At 61.7% G+C, this 17914-nt stretch carries 16 protein-coding genes; 5 read left to right on the top strand and 11 right to left on the bottom strand.

What is annotated here, in order from left to right; translation table 11 throughout:
• Positions 1-60 precede the first annotated feature (60 nt).
• Positions 61-1029: a LysR family transcriptional regulator gene (locus tag AC07S6_RS22170; RefSeq protein ID WP_038448973.1), complete on the bottom strand. Its 969-nt coding sequence runs from the start codon at positions 1027-1029 to the stop codon at positions 61-63.
• A gap of 181 nt (positions 1030-1210) precedes the next feature.
• Between AC07S6_RS22170 and AC07S6_RS22165 the strand changes: the two genes are divergently transcribed.
• Genes AC07S6_RS22165 through AC07S6_RS22150 form a run of 4 tightly spaced genes read left to right on the top strand, consistent with a single transcriptional unit; the run spans position 1211 to position 5971 of the window.
• On the top strand, positions 1211-2722 hold the full coding sequence (locus tag AC07S6_RS22165) for an efflux transporter outer membrane subunit (RefSeq protein ID WP_073843285.1): 1512 nt from the start codon (positions 1211-1213) through the stop codon (positions 2720-2722).
• A gap of 10 nt (positions 2723-2732) precedes the next feature.
• Positions 2733-4910 carry an FUSC family protein gene (locus AC07S6_RS22160; protein WP_495113058.1) on the top strand — a complete coding sequence of 726 codons (2178 nt, stop codon included), beginning with the start codon at positions 2733-2735 and terminating at the stop codon, positions 4908-4910.
• On the top strand, positions 4900-5100 hold the full coding sequence (locus AC07S6_RS22155; protein ID WP_003188711.1) for a DUF1656 domain-containing protein: 201 nt from the start codon (positions 4900-4902) through the stop codon (positions 5098-5100). Before AC07S6_RS22160 ends, AC07S6_RS22155 begins: the two co-directional genes overlap by 11 nt.
• A 10-nt stretch (positions 5101-5110) precedes the next feature.
• Positions 5111-5971 carry an efflux RND transporter periplasmic adaptor subunit gene (locus AC07S6_RS22150; protein WP_020301246.1) on the top strand — a complete coding sequence of 287 codons (861 nt, stop codon included), beginning with the start codon at positions 5111-5113 and terminating at the stop codon, positions 5969-5971.
• A gap of 38 nt (positions 5972-6009) precedes the next feature.
• Here AC07S6_RS22150 and AC07S6_RS22145 read toward each other — a convergent pair whose 3' ends face one another.
• Together AC07S6_RS22145 and AC07S6_RS22140 are read right to left on the bottom strand one after the other, a co-directional pair.
• Complete coding sequence (locus AC07S6_RS22145) at positions 6010-6411, bottom strand: nuclear transport factor 2 family protein (protein ID WP_014716994.1); 402 nt, start codon at positions 6409-6411, stop codon at positions 6010-6012.
• Positions 6404-7591: an MFS transporter gene (locus AC07S6_RS22140; RefSeq protein ID WP_495113057.1), complete on the bottom strand. Its 1188-nt coding sequence runs from the start codon at positions 7589-7591 to the stop codon at positions 6404-6406. The genes AC07S6_RS22145 and AC07S6_RS22140 overlap by 8 nt, the downstream gene beginning before the upstream one ends.
• A 111-nt stretch (positions 7592-7702) precedes the next feature.
• On the opposite strand from AC07S6_RS22140, the gene AC07S6_RS22135 reads away from it, so the two are divergent.
• Positions 7703-8560, top strand: a complete 858-nt coding sequence (locus tag AC07S6_RS22135) for a LysR family transcriptional regulator (RefSeq protein WP_495113056.1) — start codon at positions 7703-7705, stop codon at positions 8558-8560.
• On the opposite strand, the gene AC07S6_RS22130 is transcribed toward AC07S6_RS22135, so the two are convergent.
• The 8 genes from AC07S6_RS22130 to AC07S6_RS22095 form a co-directional block, all read right to left on the bottom strand.
• Positions 8557-9369, bottom strand: a complete 813-nt coding sequence (locus AC07S6_RS22130; protein WP_197880187.1) for an SDR family oxidoreductase — start codon at positions 9367-9369, stop codon at positions 8557-8559. The two genes, AC07S6_RS22135 and AC07S6_RS22130, sit on opposite strands and share 4 nt — an antisense overlap.
• A 14-nt stretch (positions 9370-9383) precedes the next feature.
• Positions 9384-9848, bottom strand: a complete 465-nt coding sequence (locus tag AC07S6_RS22125; RefSeq protein WP_197880188.1) for a multidrug transporter — start codon at positions 9846-9848, stop codon at positions 9384-9386.
• Positions 9849-10122: 274 nt separating this feature from the next.
• Positions 10123-11574: a mannose-1-phosphate guanylyltransferase/mannose-6-phosphate isomerase gene (locus AC07S6_RS22120; RefSeq protein ID WP_057976165.1), complete on the bottom strand. Its 1452-nt coding sequence runs from the start codon at positions 11572-11574 to the stop codon at positions 10123-10125.
• A gap of 187 nt (positions 11575-11761) precedes the next feature.
• A complete protein-coding gene (locus AC07S6_RS22115) occupies positions 11762-12418 on the bottom strand; it encodes an alginate O-acetyltransferase AlgF (RefSeq protein WP_032893493.1) in 657 nt (218 codons plus the stop codon).
• 17 nt (positions 12419-12435) lie between these two features.
• Complete coding sequence (locus tag AC07S6_RS22110; protein WP_495113055.1) at positions 12436-13608, bottom strand: alginate O-acetyltransferase; 1173 nt, start codon at positions 13606-13608, stop codon at positions 12436-12438.
• An 11-nt stretch (positions 13609-13619) separates the two neighbouring features.
• A complete protein-coding gene (locus AC07S6_RS22105; protein ID WP_495113054.1) occupies positions 13620-15152 on the bottom strand; it encodes an MBOAT family O-acyltransferase in 1533 nt (510 codons plus the stop codon).
• Between the two features lie 189 nt (positions 15153-15341).
• Positions 15342-16451 (bottom strand): mannuronate-specific alginate lyase, encoded by a 1110-nt coding sequence (locus AC07S6_RS22100; protein WP_054898941.1) that lies wholly within the window; start codon positions 16449-16451, stop codon positions 15342-15344.
• 8 nt (positions 16452-16459) lie between these two features.
• Positions 16460-17908 (bottom strand): alginate O-acetyltransferase, encoded by a 1449-nt coding sequence (locus AC07S6_RS22095; RefSeq protein WP_060763580.1) that lies wholly within the window; start codon positions 17906-17908, stop codon positions 16460-16462.
• Between the last annotated feature and the right edge of the window lie 6 nt (positions 17909-17914).

Below are 17914 nucleotides of genomic sequence, written 5' to 3'. Positions count from 1 at the left end.
GAGCTGGCTTGCATGCTCCCACAATGAATTTATAGGGGGTGGGGAAGCAGCATGCCAAAATCAGTTCGCCATCCGCACGCCACCCACACCACCGCTCAACTCATACGCCACCAACTCCGCCTGGTGCGCCGCCAGAATTTCCGGCAACGAACCGCGCAGGTATTCCACCCAGGTCTTGATCTTCGCATCCAGGTATTGGCGCGAAGGATAGATGGCGTACAGGTTCAGCTCCTGGGAACGGTAGGTCGGCATCACCCGCACCAGCGTGCCATTGCGCAGCCCTTCGATGGCGGCATACACCGGCAGCAGGCCGACGCCCATGCCGCTGGTGATCGCGGTTTTCATCGCATCGGCCGAGTTCACCAGGAACGGCGAGCTGTTGATCGCCACGCTTTCCTGGCCTTCAGGGCCGTTGAAGGTCCATTTGTCCAGCTGGACCACCGGGCTGACCAGGCGCAGGCACGCATGGTTGAGCAAGTCCTGGGGCCGCTGTGCGCAGCCCTTGGCCTTGACGTAGTCCGGCGAGGCGCAGGCGATGCTGTAGGTGATGCCCAGGCGCTGGGAAACGAAACCTGAGTCCGGCAGTTCGCTGGCCAGCACGATGGACACGTCGTAGCCCTCGTCGAGCAAATCCGGCACGCGGTTGGCCAGGGTCAGGTCGAAGGTCACGTCGGGATGGGTGCGGCGATAGCGGGCAATGGCGTCAATAACGAAATGCTGGCCGATGCCGGTCATGGTGTGCACTTTCAACTGCCCGGCCGGGCGCGCATGGGCGTCACTGGCTTCGGCCTCGGCCTCCTCGACATAGGCGAGGATCTGCTCGCAGCGCAGCAAATAGCGTTTGCCGGCTTCGGTCAGCGCGATGCGTCGGGTGGTGCGGTTGAGCAAGCGGGTTTGCAGGTGGGCCTCAAGGTTGGAGACCGCGCGCGAGACGTTGGCCGTGGTGGTGTCCAGTTGCACGGCGGCGGCGGTGAAGCTGCCGGCTTCGGCCACACAACTGAAGGCGCGCATGTTTTGCAAAGTGTCCATGGAGTGTTCTCAAGGGAGATAGCAAATTGTGACAGAAAGTTACGCTTTCAGTGATCCCTACCAACGGATTATCGCCTGAACGGTAACAAAGATTCACAGGAATGCCAGCTTATCGTCCTCCCTGGCGCCGCCTAGAATTGCGCCACCTCTCCCGCAACACCCTCTCAGGAATTCGCTTGCCGTGCCGCGTCGCATCAGCAGAGAGCTGAAGACTCTCAGTGTTTGGGCTTTAACGTCAGTCATCAGCGGTTGCATCGGAACCGGAGGAATCGCCCCGCAAGGCCAGGCGATCAACGCCAATAGCCTGGCCACCGACGCCGCGATCCAGAGCGCCGACCGCGACGCCCACTGGCCCACCGCCCAATGGTGGCAGGCCTACGGCGACCCGCAGCTCAACCGTTGGGTCGAACTCGCCACCCGCAACAGCCCCAGCCTGGCCGTGGCCGCCGCCCGCGTACGCCAAGCTCGGGCGCTGGCCGGCGTGGCCGAGTCGGCCGAGTCGCTGCAGATCAACAGCGACACCACCCTCAAGCGTCACAACTGGCCGAAGGATCAGTTCTACGGCCCCGGCCAATTGAGCGGCGCCAACACCTGGGACAACAATTCGTCCCTGGGCCTGAGCTACGCCCTCGACCTGTGGGGCCGGGAAAGCAACACGACCGAACGTGCGGTCGACCTGGCGCACATGAGCGCCGCCGAAGCGCGCCTGGCCCAGCTCGAACTGCAAAACAACGTGGTGCGCGCCTATATCCAGCTGTCGTTGCAGTACGCCAACCGTGACATCGCGGCCGCCACCCTGGCCCAGCAACAGCAGATCCTGGACCTGGCCAACAAACGCCTGGCCGCTGGGATCGGTACTCACTTTGACGTCAGCCAGGCTGAAACCCCGCTGCCGGAAACCCATCGCCAACTGGATGCCCTCGACGAGGAAATCGCCCTGAGCCGTAACCAACTGGCGGCGTTGGCCGGCAAAGGCCCGGGGGAGGGCGCGCAGTTGCAGCGCCCGACCCTGGCCCTCGCCGCGCCGTTGAAATTGCCCTCCAGCCTGCCGGCGCAATTGCTCGGCCAACGCCCGGACGTGGTCGCCAGTCGCTGGCAGGTAGCGGCCCAGGCACGGGGTATCGATGTGGCTCATGCAGGCTTCTACCCCAACGTCGACCTGGTCGGCAGCCTCGGCTACATGGCCACCGGCGGCGGTATGCTGGAGTTTCTGGCCGGCAAGAAATTTAACTACAACGTCGGCCCGGCGATCACCTTGCCGATCTTCGACGGCGGCCGTCTACGTGCGCAATTGGGTGAAGCCAGTGCCGGCTACGACATCGCGGTGGCCCAGTACAACCAGACCCTGGTCAATGCGCTCAAGGGCATCAGCGATCAGTTGATCCGCCGCGAATCCATGGACAAGCAATCGGTTTTTGCCGCGCAGTCGGTGGCCTCGGCGCAGAAAACCTACGACATCGCCATGATCGCCTATCAGCGTGGCCTCACTGATTACCTCAACGTGCTCAACGCCCAAACCTTGTTGTTTCGCCAGCAGCAGATCGCACAACAGGTGCAGGCGGCACGCCTCAGCGCCCATGCCGAGCTGGTGACCGCCTTGGGCGGCGGCCTCGGTGCTGGCGATGATGTGCCCACGGCTGCCAAGACACTCCCAAGCAAGACTCCGGCGGCGCTCGCCGTGTTTGATCACTGAGTAGGCCTTGATGACTCCCTTGCCTGCACCGCTGCGCTGGCTGCATTCCCTTGAGTGGCGCCGTGGTTTTTTCGACTGGGCACGCAGTGATGGCGTGACCTGGGTGTATATCTTCAAAGTGCTGGTCGCTGCGTTCCTGACGCTGTGGCTGGCGATGCGCCTGGAACTGCCGCAACCGCGCACGGCGATGATCACCGTATTTATCGTGATGCAGCCCCAGAGCGGCCAGGTGTTCGCCAAGAGTTTCTATCGCTTCCTCGGGACCTTGGCAGGCTCGGCGGTGATGGTGCTGTTGATCGCTTTGTTTGCGCAGAACACCGAACTGTTCCTCGGTGCGCTGGCGATCTGGGTCGGCATTTGCACCGCTGGCGCCACGCGCAATCGTAACTTTCGCGCCTATGGGTTCGTGCTCGCCGGCTACACCGCGGCGATGGTCGGCCTGCCGGCCCTGGCCCACCCGGACGGCGCCTTCATGGCGGCGGTGTGGCGGGTGCTGGAAATCTCCCTGGGGATACTGTGCTCGACACTGGTCAGCGCCGCCATCCTGCCGCAGACCTCCAGCGCCGCCATGCGCAACGCGCTTTACCAGCGCTTCGGTGTGTTCGCGCTGTTTGTGACCGATGGTCTGCGCGGGCGCAGCCAACGCGAAGGTTTCGAGGCCAGCAACGTGCGCTTTATTGCCGAAGCCGTGGGGCTGGAAGGCCTGCGCAGCGTCACTGTGTTCGAAGACCCGCACATGCGTCGGCGTAACGGGCGGCTCAGTCGCCTTAACAGCGAATTCATGAGCATCACCACACGCTTCAACGCCTTGCACCAATTGCTCGAACGCTTGCGCGCCGATGAGGCCGACCATGTGGTGGCAGCGATCAAACCCGGCCTGCAAGACCTGGCCGAAGTGCTCGACAGCTTCTCTGGCCGCGCCCTCACCAGCCCCGATGCCGCGCGCCTGGTCAACCAACTGAGCGCCTACAAGGACGGCCTGCCCGCCAAGGTGCGCAGCCTGCGGGCGAGCTTCCAGGAGGGCAACCCGACGGACGCCGAGCAATTGGATTTCCACACGGCCTACGAGCTGCTGTACCGTTTCGTCGACGACCTGCACAACTACGCGCAAACCCACGCGTCCCTGGCCGAGCATCGCCATGCGCGGGAGGATTGGCACGAAGCCTACACGCCAAAGACCAACTGGTTGGCCTGTGCCGCTGCCGGGGTGCGCGCCTCGTTTATCCTGGTTGTGCTGGGCAGTTACTGGGTGGCCACGGCCTGGCCCAGCGGCGCCACCATGACCCTGATCGCGGCGGCCACGGTGGGCCTGTCTGCTGCCACGCCCAACCCCAAGCGCATGGCGTTCCAGATGGCCTGCGGCACCTTGATCGGCGCCTTGGTCGGCTTTGTCGAAATGTTCTTTGTGTTCCCCTTGATCGACGGTTTCCCGCTGCTGTGCGTGATGCTCGCGCCGGTGATCATCTTCGGGGCCTTTCTGTCTTCACGCCCGCAATACGCCGGTGTGGGTGTGGGCCTGTTGATCTTCTTCAGCACCGGCTCGGTGCCCGACAACCTCACGGTCTATAACCCCTACACCTTTATCAACGACTACATCGCCATGGTCATCGGCATGCTGGTGTGCGCGGCGGCGGGTGCGATCATCCTGCCGCCCAACAGCCGCTGGTTGTGGCGCCGCCTGGAGCAAGACCTGCGTGAGCAAGTGGTGTATGCCATCAGCGGCAAGCTCAAGGGCCTGGCGTCGAGCTTTGAAAGCCGCACCCGCGACCTGCTGCACCAGGCGTATGGCCTCGCGGCCGGCCAGCCGCAGGTGCAACGCGATTTGCTGCGCTGGATGTTCGTGGTGCTGGAGGTCGGCCACGCGATCATCGAACTGCGCAAGGAGCAGGCGATTTTGCCGGTGCACCCGGCGTATGCCGAGTCGCAGCCGTGGCGCCAGGCGATCCGCGTGATGGGACGCTCGCTGGTGCGGCTGTTCCTGCAACCCAGCGCCAGCAACCTGGAGCGCGGGTTGATTGCCGTCGACCATGCGATCAGCCGCGTGCAGGCCACCGACGAACCCTTCGCCCCGCACTTCGACACCTCGGCCCTGCGCCGGGTGAAGAGCTACCTGCACTTTATTCGCACCTCGTTGCTCGACCCGCAATCGCCTCTGGCCGCCCTCAAAGGAGCCCCGAATGCCTCGTGAAATTGCATTCCACGGTATCTATATGCCGACCATGACCCTGATGTTCTTGATCGCAGCGGGGCTGGCCTGGGCGGTTGACCGCTTCCTGGCCGGGTTCGACCTGTACCGTTTCTTCTGGCACCCGGCGCTGCTGCGCCTGAGCCTGTTCGCTTGCCTGTTCGGCGCCCTGGCGCTGAGCGTCTACCGTTGAGAATGCCCCGATGAAAAAGTTTTTCAGCCTGCTCGCCACCTTGCTGGTGCTGGCGTTGGCGATCTGGATTGGCCGCACGTTGTGGGTGCACTACATGCAAACGCCTTGGACCCGCGATGGTCGGGTGCGCGCCGACATTATCAATGTGGCGGCTGACGTCACCGGCGAAGTGGTGGACGTGCCGGTACGCGATAACCAGTTGGTGAAAAAAGGCGACCTGCTGATGCAGATCGACCCCGAGCACTACCGCATTGCCGTCAAGCAAGCGCAATCGCTGGTGGCCTCCCGCAAGGCCACCTGGGAAATGCGCAAGGTCAACGCGCACCGCCGCGCCGACCTGGACGCGCTGGTGATCTCCAGGGAAAACCGCGACGATGCCAGCAACATCGCCGACTCGGCACTGGCCGATTATCAGCACGCCCTGGCGCAACTGGAGGCCGCCGAACTCAACTTGAAACGCACGCGAGTGCTGGCGGCGGTGGACGGTTATGTCACCAACCTCAACGTGCACCGTGGCGACTATGCGCGTATCGGCGAAGCGAAAATGGCCGTGGTGGATATGAACTCGTTCTGGGTCTATGGCTTCTTTGAAGAAACCAAACTGCCCCACGTGAAGGTGGGCGACAAAGCCGATATGCAATTGATGAGCGGCGAGACCTTGAAGGGCCATGTGGAAAGCATCTCGCGCGGCATCTACGACCGCGACAACCCCGAGAGCCGTGAACTGATCGCCGATGTGAACCCGACCTTCAACTGGGTGCGCTTGGCCCAGCGTGTGCCGGTGCGGATTCACATTGATGAAGTGCCGGAGGGCGTGTTGTTGGCGGCCGGGATTACCTGCACCGTGATCGTCAACCCAACACAAAACTAAACTGTGGGGGGGCTTACCTGCTCCCACAGTTGACCGCGTCAGGCTTTGATAAAGGTTTCATGCAAGTGTCGCCACAGCAGCGCGCCACTGGCCTGTTTCTCGAACACCACCGTGGCGCGGCGGTCGGTCTGGGTGCCGCTGTCGTCAATCTGATGCTCGCGATACGTCACCGTGGCGCCGCGCGCATGGCGGTCGATGCCGGTCATTTCACTCAAGGTGATTTTCAACCCTGGACGCATCCCGCCCAGACGCGTAAACAACGCATTGACCCCGGCCCTGTTGACCCGCGTACCGGTGGCGGGGGCGATCATGCTGAACTCGGGTGAGAAGCGCGCGAGCAGATTTTCCAGCGTGCCCTGAGGCGCAACGCCGGCAAACCATTGTTCGATCTCGACGTGGGTCTGGATCACTTCTTCAAAAAAATCGCTGTAGTCAATCATGCTTGGGCTCGCTGCAAGGGTGAAGCAGCGTGCGTACTCTGGAAGCATCCAGGCGCAACACTGCGAAAAGCGGCAACAGGGTCAGAGCTGCCGCCATCGTGAAGGTTATGGCGAAGGAATCCAAGGCCGACAGTATTGCACTGAGCACGGCGGCGCCGACGCAGAAGCTTACTTGACGGTTCATGTTCCACAACGCGCTGGCGTGGCCCATGCGCTCGGCGGGAATATCCAGAAAGGCCAGGGTTTGTGCGGTGCTGCTGCACAAGCTGCCGCCCAGGCCCATCAAGACGTAGGCCGCAATAATCAGCGCGGGCTCGTTGAGCAACAGGATGCCCGCGCATTGCAGCGCCATGCCCGCCAGTAGCAAGGGTTTGGGGCCGCAGCGATTGAAGAGTTTTTTGCTCAGGTAGATTGCCACTGCCGAGGCCAGCGCCCAGGGCAACATCAGCGCGCCGGTTTGGGTGGCGTCATAGCCCAAGCTGCGCACATAAAGGATGGCGATCAGACTGGTGCCGATAAACACCCCGGGTATGCACAGGTAGACCAGCATCGCCACGCGCAGCATCGGACTGGCAACCTGTTTGAAAATGCTGCTCAGGTCCAGAGGTGGGCGCACGCGGGTGGGCGCGTCGGGTTTTATCCACAACAAGGCCAGCAGCAGGGTCACCAAGGTCAGTGGCAAGTTGGCGTAGAAAATCCAGCGCCATGACACAGTATCGACAATCACCCCACCCAATGCTGGCGATAGTGCCGGCACCAGCAACGCTACCGACATCACCCGCGCCGTCAGCTGGCTGCGCTCGGCGGCGGGAAAGTGCCGGTACGCCATGGCTTGCCCCACGGGAATCAGCAAGCCGCCGCCGAGCCCTTGCGCCGCGCGCCAGCCTATCAACGCCTCGATGGAACCGGCCTGGCCCACCATCACCGAGGCGCCGGCGAACAGCAGCAGGCTGGTGGAGATCAGCGTGCGTTCGCCCATGATCGCTGCCAGCCAGACACTCAGGGGAATGATCAGGGTCAGCCCGAGCATGTAAGCGTTGCTGATCCACGCCAGTTGCGTGACCGAGGCGTGCAGCTCGCGGGCGATATCCGGGTAGGCGACGGTGGCAACAAACATGTTCACCAGGTCCAGGGCAAAACCCAATAAAAAGATCCAGGCGACTTTCGAGCGGTAGGTCATGAACGCGTTCCTGCAAGTGAAGCCGGCAGGGTAGGCCGCAAGCAGGGTTTGGGATACGCCGGTTTGCCTGCTAGTTTGTCAAAAATATTTTGACAAAGGGGGGCGTCCATCATGGTCAGCCTGGACCGTTTTGACACTTTCAAGGCTGTGGTCGAGGCCGGCTCGCTCACTGCTGCCGCGGACCTGCTGGGCCAGACTCGCGCCGTGGTCAGCTTCAACCTCAAGCGCCTGGAGGCGGAACTCGGCGTCACCCTGCTGACCCGCAACACCCGCCAACTGGCGCTCACCGATGCCGGCGAACGCTTTTACCTGCGCTGCACGCGCATGCTTGAAGAGGCCCGCCTGGCGGTAGAAGAAGCCCGCAGTGAACATGCCCAGCTCAAAGGCACCCTGCGCATCACCACCACTGTCGAATATGCCCTGGCTGTAGTTGCTCCGGCGGTAGAAGCCTTTCGACGCCTGCACCCGGACCTGAATATCCACTTATCCACATCCTCCACCCACGCCGATCTGATCTCCGAGCGTTTTGACGTGGCGATTCGGCTGGGGCGCTTGCTGGACTCCAATCATCGGGCGGTGCAGTTGTCGACGTTCGATGTGTTTGCTGTTGCGGCACCGCAGTTTGCCGGGCTTCAGACCCTGGAAGAGCTGGAGCAGATCCCCCGGTTGGGCCATGGCCGCTTGGCCGAACTGAGCGTCACCGACCCAGCGGGCATTCAACATCAATACCGTGCCGGGCCTGCTGCGTTGGTGGCTGATAGTGCGGCAGTGCTCCAGGCATTTGCTGTGCGCGGCCACGGTGTGGCGATTCTGCCGCAATGGCTGGTGCAGGAAGACTTGGAGGCCGGACGGCTGGTGCGTGTGCTGGCGGATCATCGCTTCGCCCCCCAAGGGGTCTACGCGATGTACCCGGATACCCGGCACCTGCCGCTGAAGGTGCGGGCGTTTATTGATTTTATGAAGGGCTAGAGGCTGCCACTCAAACCAAAGCGCTTCTTCAACACCATCTCCAGCAACCCCTTTGGCAACAGCGCCGCCATCAATGGCAACGCGCGGCTGCCGTTGCCCGAACGCAACAGGCGCGGCGGTTGCGCTTGCTGCACCGCCTTGAGCACCTCTGCAGCAAACTCACTGGCTGGGGTTGGCTTGTCCTGGGACGCTTGGCTGCGTGCCCGAATGCCCTCGCGCAATGGCCACCATGGCGACTGTTCCTGGATCAGTAACTCGGCCTGGGCGCCGGCATTCTTCGCAAAGCTTGTATTGATCGCACCGGGCTGCACTTCCATCACCCGCACGCCAAACGGTGCCAGCTCCATGCGCAGGGCGTCGCTCAAGGCATGTACGGCGGCTTTGGATGCGCAGTAGGCGCCGGCAAACGGCGTCACCAATACGCCGGAAACGCTGCCGATATTCACCACCAGGCCCTTGTTGCGGCGCAGGGCGGGAAACAACGCCTGGGTCACGCCGACGATGGAAAACACATTGGTTTCGAATTGGCGCTGCATCGCCTCGGTACCGCCGTCGAGCAATGGGCCCATGGCGCCGTAGCCAGCGTTGTTGATCAGCACATCCAACTCGCCCCACTGCTCGGACAAGCGTTGCAGGGCGGCGCTGTCGTTGACGTCCAGTTGTAGGGCATTAAAGCCTGCGGCGGTAAGCGCGGCGACATCATCGGGTTGGCGGGCGCTGGCCCATACCTCGAAGCCTGCGGCTTTGAACGCATCGGCAAGGGCGCGGCCGATGCCGCTGGAACAACCGGTGATCAGTACGTTGGGCATGCATCATTCCTTTGTCAGTCCGAGAAACTGCCTTGCAGGTGCTCGGCGCGAAATTCCAGGGTTTGTGGGCGATAGCCGGGACGCAGCGGCGGGGTGGGCAGGCAGTCATCCCAGGTGGCGCCCGCCTGCAACTCGCCGGGGCCGCGATAGCGTGGGGCGGCGTAGACATTGTCGGCCAGGTTGACCGTATCGCCCGGTGCATAGGCGGCGACGCGCCAGCGCAGTTCGGTCAGTGGCACGTCGTTGCCGTTGTTCAGGGTCAGTTTTAAAGGACGGTCGGCCGGGCATTCCTGTGGGGCGTAAGTAATGCGCAGCTCAAGGCGAGCCAATTGCGCGGCTTCGCGGTTGTCCAGCCATACCACCCAGACGGCGACGAAACCCAGGCCAACGGCAGCGGCCAACGATACCGGCAGCGCCTTGGACGGGTAGCGTAGCAGCAGGATCAGCCAGGTGATGATCAGGAGAACACCGAAGAACATGGAGACCACCTCGAATAGGGAACGAGCATCCTAACTTAAGCGTAGGCGGGATTGGTTAGCTTGAGCATTGTGTTGGCCGGGCAGACGCCATCGCAGGCAAGCCAGCTCCCACATTCGACCGCATTCTAAAGTGGGTGCGCGGTCAACTGTGGGAGCTGGCTTGCCTGCGATGAGGCCTGTACAGTCACCACAAACCCCAAATAAAAAGCCCCCACCCAACCCACTGCGGATAGGGGACGCAATGGGCTGGGCGAGGGCTTCTTGTACGACTGTTTTACTGCGCGATAGTTTTCACCGATACGCCACGTTCAACCGGTGTCGAGCGCCCGTAGATATCTTCGAAGCGCTCGATATCGTCTTCACCCAGATAGCTGCCCGATTGCACTTCGATGATCTCCAACGGGATCTTGCCCGGGTTGCGCAGGCGGTGCACCGAGGCGATCGGGATATAGGTGGACTGGTTTTCGCAGAGCAGGAACACGTTGTCGTCACAGGTGACTTCGGCGGTGCCGCTGACCACGATCCAGTGTTCGGCGCGGTGGTGGTGCATCTGCAGCGACAGGCACGCGCCCGGCTTGACCGAGATGTGCTTGACCTGGAAACGCCCGCCCATGTCCACCGAGTCGTAGGAACCCCACGGACGATAGACTTCGCAGTGGTTCTGGGTCTCGCTGCGGCCTTGTTCGTTGAGGGTGTTGACCATCTGCTTGACGCCCTGGACCTTGTCCTTGTGGGCAATCATCATCGCGTCCTTGGTTTCCACCACCACGATGTTGTCCAGGCCGATCACCGACACCAGTTTGCCGTTGCCATGCACCATGCAGTTGCGGCTGTCCTGGATCACTACATCGCCTTTGCTCACGTTACCGTTGGCGTCTTTATCGTTGACCGCCCACAGCGACGCCCAGCAGCCCACGTCGCTCCAACCGGCTGCCAGCGGGACTACGCAGGCGCGCTGGGTTTTTTCCATCACGGCGTAGTCGATGGAGTTGTCCGGGCAGCAGGCGAACGTGGAGTCGTCGAAAGTTACGGTGTCGGCGGTCTGCTCGCTGCGTTCCAGGGTCAGCACGCAGGTGTCATAGATATCCGGGTCGTGCTTTTTCAGCTCTTCGAGGAAGCGGCTGGCGCGGAACAGGAACATGCCGCTGTTCCAGAAGTAGCCACCGCTCTTGACGAACTCGATTGCACGTTTTTCATCGGGTTTCTCCACGAACTGCTGCACGCGGCTCACGCCTTCAGGCAGCAGCGAGTCGTTGGTGGACTTGATGTAGCCGTAGCCGGTTTCCGGGCGGGTGGCCGGCACGCCAAACAGCACCATCTCGCCACGCTCGGCAGCCACGGTGGCCAGGGCCAGTGCGCGTTGCAGGGCTTTCTGGTCGTCGATCACGTGGTCGGCGGGCAGTACCAGCATCAGCTCGTCACGGCCTTCGTTGACCAGCATCATCGCGGTCAGGGCCACGGCCGGCGCAGTGTTGCGGCCGAAGGGTTCCATCAGGATGCGCTGGCAGTCGAGCTTACGTGCGCTCAGTTGCTCGTTGACGATGAAACGGTGGTCTTTGTTACAAACCACGATGGGGGCGTCCATGCCTTCGAACACCAGGCGCTCCAGGGTTTGCTGGAACAAGGTGTGCTCGCCGGTTAGGGCCAGGAACTGCTTGGGGAACTGTTTACGGGAAAGCGGCCAAAGACGTGAGCCGCTACCACCGGAAAGGATTACTGGGATCATGGGTGTTTCTCCTTGAATCAGTTTGGGTCAGAGCTACGAAGGTTTGTCGTTTCACTCTTGTTTTTGTCTCGGTCCTGAGTTGAAACCCGTTCAGCGTGGGAGCTGGCTTGCCTGCGATGGCGCCTTCAAGACCGCCATCGCAGGCAAGCCAGCTCCCACGAGGGGGCGTGTCAACTCAGGGAAATAATCAGCGGGTCGACACTGGGCGTTTCACCCACACTGGCGACAGGCTCGAGCCCGAGCCGGTGACATACAGCACCGCCGCTTCACCGCGTTCCAACGCAACCGGCTTCACATCGCCGACTTTCTTGTCACCGTCATACAACGCCAGGCTCACTTTCACCGGGTTGATCTCACGCTCGCCACGGCCCTTGGCAGCCACCGACTTGACCACATCGGTCTTGCCATCGGCGGTTTTCAGGGTCAGGGCCTTGTCGCTGAGGTTCTGCACGCGCACCAGGGATTTCTGCTTGTTCTTGAACGGGGGCTCTTCAATCAACTGCGGCTGGCCGCTGCCACTGTTGACCAGGGTGTAGTAGTGGTCGGCAGCCAGCTTGACCGGCAGGGTCTGGCTGCCGACCTTGGCGCTGTAGTCACCGCCCGGCATGAAACTGAAGTCGCTGCTGGCCAGTGGCGCAACGTCGCTGAGGTTGGTGCTGCCGACGGTGGCGCTGACCTCCTGGTTGCTGGCGTTGTAGATACGTACAAAGCTGGAGCCTTTTGGTGCAGTCGGGCCGTACAGGGCGGCATCACCGGCAGCGAAGGCCGACAGGGATACGAAGCTCAAGCCTGCTGCGATAGCCAGGGTTTTAGCGAGACGACGAGGAGTAGTAGTGAAAGTCATTGTGAGTTACCTCTCTTTCAGTTTTGCGCCCGGTCGGGCGTCTCGGATTTAGATGTGTTGATTGCCATGTTCTGTTGGCGCGAACCGGCTTGTTTAAGCTGCGCAACCCAGGCTGGGTCGGCATCACCGATTTCGTTGTTGACGGGCAGATAGCGTTCAGGAAACTCCCAGATCAGCACCTGGGGCGGGCTGTTCTTGAAGTCATCACTTTTGAGATAGCTGAGCATCGGCAGGATCGGACCGTGGCCGTCTTCGGCGTAGCTGACCACGTCGCTGTGCAAGGCTTGCTTGAGCGCCCCCACGAAGTTCCAGTTGGGGTTTGCGCTGTAGCTGGTACCGACCAGAGCCACTGGGGTTTCGCTGTCGCTGAACAGCGCGTCGTCACCTTTCTGTTCGGCCAGGTGGGTGACGCGTTTTTCCAGCGGCTCTTTGGGCGGCATCAGGTTTTCGAACAGCGGGTCCAGGGGCAGGAACAAACGCAGGTCGCCTTTGTGCGGTTCGGTTTTCTCAGCCTCGGTGACAAAACGCTGCGGCTCGCCGCTCAGTGGGGTTTTGTCGGCAATCGCCTTGGCCAATTGCTTGGCGGCGACTTCGGCACCGTCCGGTGTCCAGTGAGTATCGGTGCGCAGGAACACCTGCTTGCCGGCGAGCTTGGCCTGTTGCAGCGGGCCGAGCAGATCTGGAGCTGGAATGTTGTCCGCCGCCACTCGGGCATGGAAGTCCTGGTACAGGTTGGCGTGCACGGTGGCCGGTTTCACTTCACCCAGATGCTCCGGATACAGGCGCACCTTGGCCGGCACGATCGCCATAACCAGTTGGATGCCCTGGGCCTTGAGCTTCTGGCGTACGCCTTCGACCAGCGCGTAGTTGCCTTGCAGGTTCTGGTCTTCGTTGACGGCGGGGTTGAATTCCTCGTCGCTGTACAACCAGTGATCACGGCCCAGCACTACGCCAGGGCGGCCTTCATTGAACAGCTTGTAGTCCAGCGCTGCCCACAGGTTGGTGCCCAGGCGCTTGATCGGGAACTCGTCGTCGTAGTGAGTCTCGACGGCTTTGGTCCAGCGACCGTTAAGCACGGTGGCATCAGCGTTGGTGCTGAAGCCAAAGAAGCTGCGCAGCGACCAGGCGCCCAGTGCCAGCAGCAGCACCAGGAACAGACTTATGTAGAGGACGCGTAATGAACGGGTCATGGTCGGCTCCCTCAGAATTGGAAGTAAAGGAACGGCGAGAAACTCTGCGCCGACAGTTTGAGAATCGACGCCACGAACAGCAGCAGCACCGCAGCGCGCATGGCGTAGCGTGGCCAGTCAGCCGTCCAGTAGGCCGGTTGCACGGCAGCGTCGCGGCCCACGCTGAAACCGGGCTCGTGGATGCTGCCAGGGTTATCGCCGGGTACGGCCTTGATCAGGCTCGGGTCGGCTGGCTTGGCCTTGTCGGCCGGGCGGTTGGTGTAGAAGTCGCGCAGACCGAAAAACGCCAGGGTTGCGTAGGCCACCACCAGGGTTGCCACTTGCAGGCCGGTAAGGTTGGCGCGGTTGAGTTCCGACAGCGACCACTCGCTGAAGCTGAACATCGCACCGTACATACGCCCGGCAACGTGCAGGTTTTCGGCGCGGAAGATCACCCAGCCCATCACCACCAGCAGGAAGGTGAAGGCCCAGCGCAGCACATTGAAACTGCGCGGCGCGGTGTTCAGGCCGATGGCTTTTTCAATCGCCAGCCACATGCCGTGCCAGGCGCCCCACACGATGTAGGTGATGTTGGCGCCGTGCCACAGGCCACCGAGCAGCATGGTCAGGAACAGGTTGCGGTAAGTGGTCAGGGTGCCTTTGCGGTTGCCGCCCAGGGTGATGTACAGGTAGTCACGCAGCCAGGTGGACAGGCTGATGTGCCAGCGCCGCCAGAACTCGGTGATCGACTGGCTGATGTAGGGCTGCTTGAAGTTTTCCATGAAGCGAAAACCCATCATCAAGCCCAGGCCGATGGCCATGTCGCTGTAGCCGGAGAAGTCGAAGTACAGCTGCGCGGTATAGGCCAGCGCGCCGAGCCAGGCATCGCCTGTAGTGGGGTTTTGCAGGGCGAAGCAATGGTCGGCCACCACCGCCAGGGTGTCGGCGATAAAGACCTTCTTGATGAAACCCTGCATGAACCGCGTGCAGCCCTCGGAGAATTTATCCAGGGTGTGGGTGCGGTTGTTGAACTGGTCGGCCAGGTCGCGAAAGCGCAGCACGGGACCGGCGATCAGGTGCGGGAAGATCGCCACGAACGCTGCGAAGTCGATGAGGTTGCGGGTCGCCGGGGTGTCGCCACGGTACACGTCGATGATGTAGCTGATGGACTCGAAGATGTAGAACGAGATCCCGATCGGCAACAGCACGTGAGTGAGGATGAACGGCTCCAGGCCTGCCGACTTCATCATTACATTGATGCTGTCGACGCCGAAGTTGGCGTACTTGAAGTAGCCGAGGATGCACAGGTCGACCGACACCCCGAGCAACAGCCAGCGCTGCGCCGGCTTGGTGCGTACACCGGCGGCACCGACCTTGAGGCCGATCCAGTAGTTCCACAGCGTGACGGCCGCGAACAGCGCCAGGAAGTCCACTCGCCACCAGGCGTAGAACACGTAGCTGGCAATCAGCAGCAGCAGATTGCGATAGCGTTGCCCGCTCAAATAGTACAAGCCGAGAAAGATCGGCAAGAACAGAAACAGGAACACATTGGACGAGAAAACCATCCCGATCTCTCCATGTTTAACCAATAGTCAAGGGCCAGAGCCCCCCCAAACCCCCCCACGATGTCGGGGGAGGCTGTGATCGTTCCCACGCTCTGCGTGGGAATGCCTCTTGTGGCGCTCTGCGCCACGCTTTGGGACGCATAGCGTCCCGTGCTGCATTCCCACGCAGAGCGTGGGAACGATCAGCGACTAGCTGCCTTTGTTGCCTTTTTCATGCGCCGGGTCGTAGACCTTGGTCAGGTCGCCGCCCAGGCGGAAGGTCTTGAACGGTTGCATGCCATGCTTGCGTTCGATCACGTCCGGGGCGCAGGTGTAGAGGGTGCAGAAGGGCTCAAGCCAGGCAAATTTCATGTCTTCTTTGAGGTCCTTCATGTCCTGCTCTTTGCCGTTCTTCTGCTCGAAGATGTCCGGGTCTTTCACCCCGGCCAGCACCTTGTCGCCCAGGCGCTTGAGCGCGCTGTTGTTTTCCTGGCGCAGGTCCACGCCGTTGACCAGCGCAAAACTGGCGATCATCGACAGCGGCGGCAGGGCGTAGTTGTGGTACGACAGGGCGCGTTGCTGGCGCTTCAATTCGTTCGGCAGGAAGCCCTGGTCATCGACCTGGTTCACGCCGACCTTGTATTCCTTCACCGCCCAGTCAAACAGGTCGCGGCGGTTGGTAGCGATGGACGTTGCCATCACCGACCAGGCGGCCCAGTACGAGTGGTTGTTAGTTTTTTCCAGGGGCAGGTTGTCCCAGTCGCTCACCACCTGGTCGGCCAGCTTGTTGAACCAGGCTTCGATTTGCTGGGCTTCCTGCGGGTGCTTGGCCAGCGGCTGCGACTCGGAGAACTTCAGGCGTACATAGGCCGAGGCCATGCTGCCCAGCGCCCATTTGCGCATGGACTTGCCGGTGTGGTTGAAGTCCTTGGACATCAACGCATCGGCCTTGGCCCACGACACCAGCCAGTTGAGCGTGCATTCGAGTTGCTGCGGGCGACCGTCACGCATGAACTGCATCACGCGCTTGCTGGTGTCTTTTTCCAGCTTGGTGATGTCGGCGGTGCTGTCGCGAAAGGCTTTTTCCGACTGCACATTCAGGGTCGAACGGGCCTTGTCGGAGCCTTCGTACTTGCTGCGAAACTGCAATGGCCCGGTGTAGGGCGTTGGCATGCTGTCGCAATCATTCTTGAAGTCGCCGGTCTTGAACGCTTCGATCGGTGCGAAATAGCCCTGGGGCGGGCGCAACGGCGCGGCCGCATTCACGGAGCCGGCAAACACGGCCAGGCCCAGCAGGGTAGGGAGCAATAACTTTTGCATAAGTAACCTCACTTCCCGAGTTGGGCGGTCTGCTGACCACCGCTTGGGAATACGTTGCGTGTGCAAATTTTCGCTTCAACCTTCTGCGCCGCAGCGCCCGCTTCGGGGCCCTGCACTTCCACGGCCAGCAAGTTCTGCGAGGCCCAGTCTTCATCGGTGCGCAGTTCAAAGGCGAAACGCCCGTCTGTATCGGATGTTTCGGGTTTCTCGATCTTGATGTCCTCGTGGCGCCCGTTCATGTACCAGAGGGTGGCTTGCAAGGTTTTCACCGAGGGATCGGCGAAGCGGATATCGACCTGATGGTTGGCGTTGCGCAGGTCTTTGTTCGCGCTGTTGACCATCAGTTCGTTTTTGCCCGGTTTGAGCGTGGTGCTGGCCGACATCTGCGCGGTCTTGCCTTCGCAACCGTTGTCCAGCAGCGCCATCATCTGGCGATAGATGGTTTCCTGGTCGAGACGGTACAGCGGCGAGAATTCCCAGATCAGGATCTTCGGCGGGGTTTTCTGGAACTCGTCGCTGCCTAGGTACTGCAGCATCGAGCCTTCCAGGCCACCGCCGGGGAAGGCGACGTTGAGGATGTCGGCACCGATTTCTTCTTCCAGAAAGCCGGCGAAGTTATAGTTCTTGCCACTGTGGCTGGTGCCCACCAGAGTGATCTGCGGGTTGCCCGAATCGCCGAACAGGTCGCCGTCACCGGCTTCGCCCTTGGGCTCGGTGGTGAACTGGTCCATGTACTGGATCGCATAGCTGGTGCCACACAGTTGCCCGGCCATGTTGTGCAGGGTGCCGGTCTTGCCCATGCGGCCCGAGCGCTTGGTCTCGAATTCACGCTTGGGAATCTCGGCATATTCCGGCATCTGCTTGACCTTGGCCGCGACGATTTTCGCGGTGCGCTGGGCGCCGTATGGGGTCCAGTGCTGGTCGCCACGGAAGTAGAAGTCGTGGGCCGGCAACTCATCCGGCAGTTGCTCGTTGGTCAGCGGCGACAAGTCTGGCACCACGTAGCCCATCTTGGCGAAGCGGCCGAGCATGGTTTTGTAGTTGGTCAGGGCCTTGTCGAAATCGTACTTGGCCTTTTCCTCAGGGTTGAGCTTGTTGCGGTTCACCAGGCCACGGGTCGGCTGGTAGACCACCACCAGTTCCACGCCCTTGCTCTTGAACGCATCGTGCAGCTGCTGCATGCGCTTGTAGCCGGCCGGGGTGGTGTCGAACTCGGTGCGCAGGTCTTCCTGGGTACGGAACAGCCAGTCGCCCTGGGCTTGCACCAGGGTGGTGAAGTTCTGCTGGTAGCGCGTGGTGTAGTTCTTCGCGTCATGGGCGGCGGGGCACAGGCTGCAGCAGGGTTCAGCGGTGAAGGTCGGGGCTTTGACTTCATCGGCGCGTACGCCCTGGCTGGCCGCCAGCAGGCCGAGGGTCAGACCCGAGAGGCTCAGCAGTTTGATCATGTGTGGGTGCATAAGGGT

It is taken from the genome of Pseudomonas sp. GW821-FHT07B01 (genome assembly GCF_059419065.1).
Note: the sequence above shows the minus strand (reverse complement) of the source record. Positions and strands in the feature narration are given on the sequence as shown.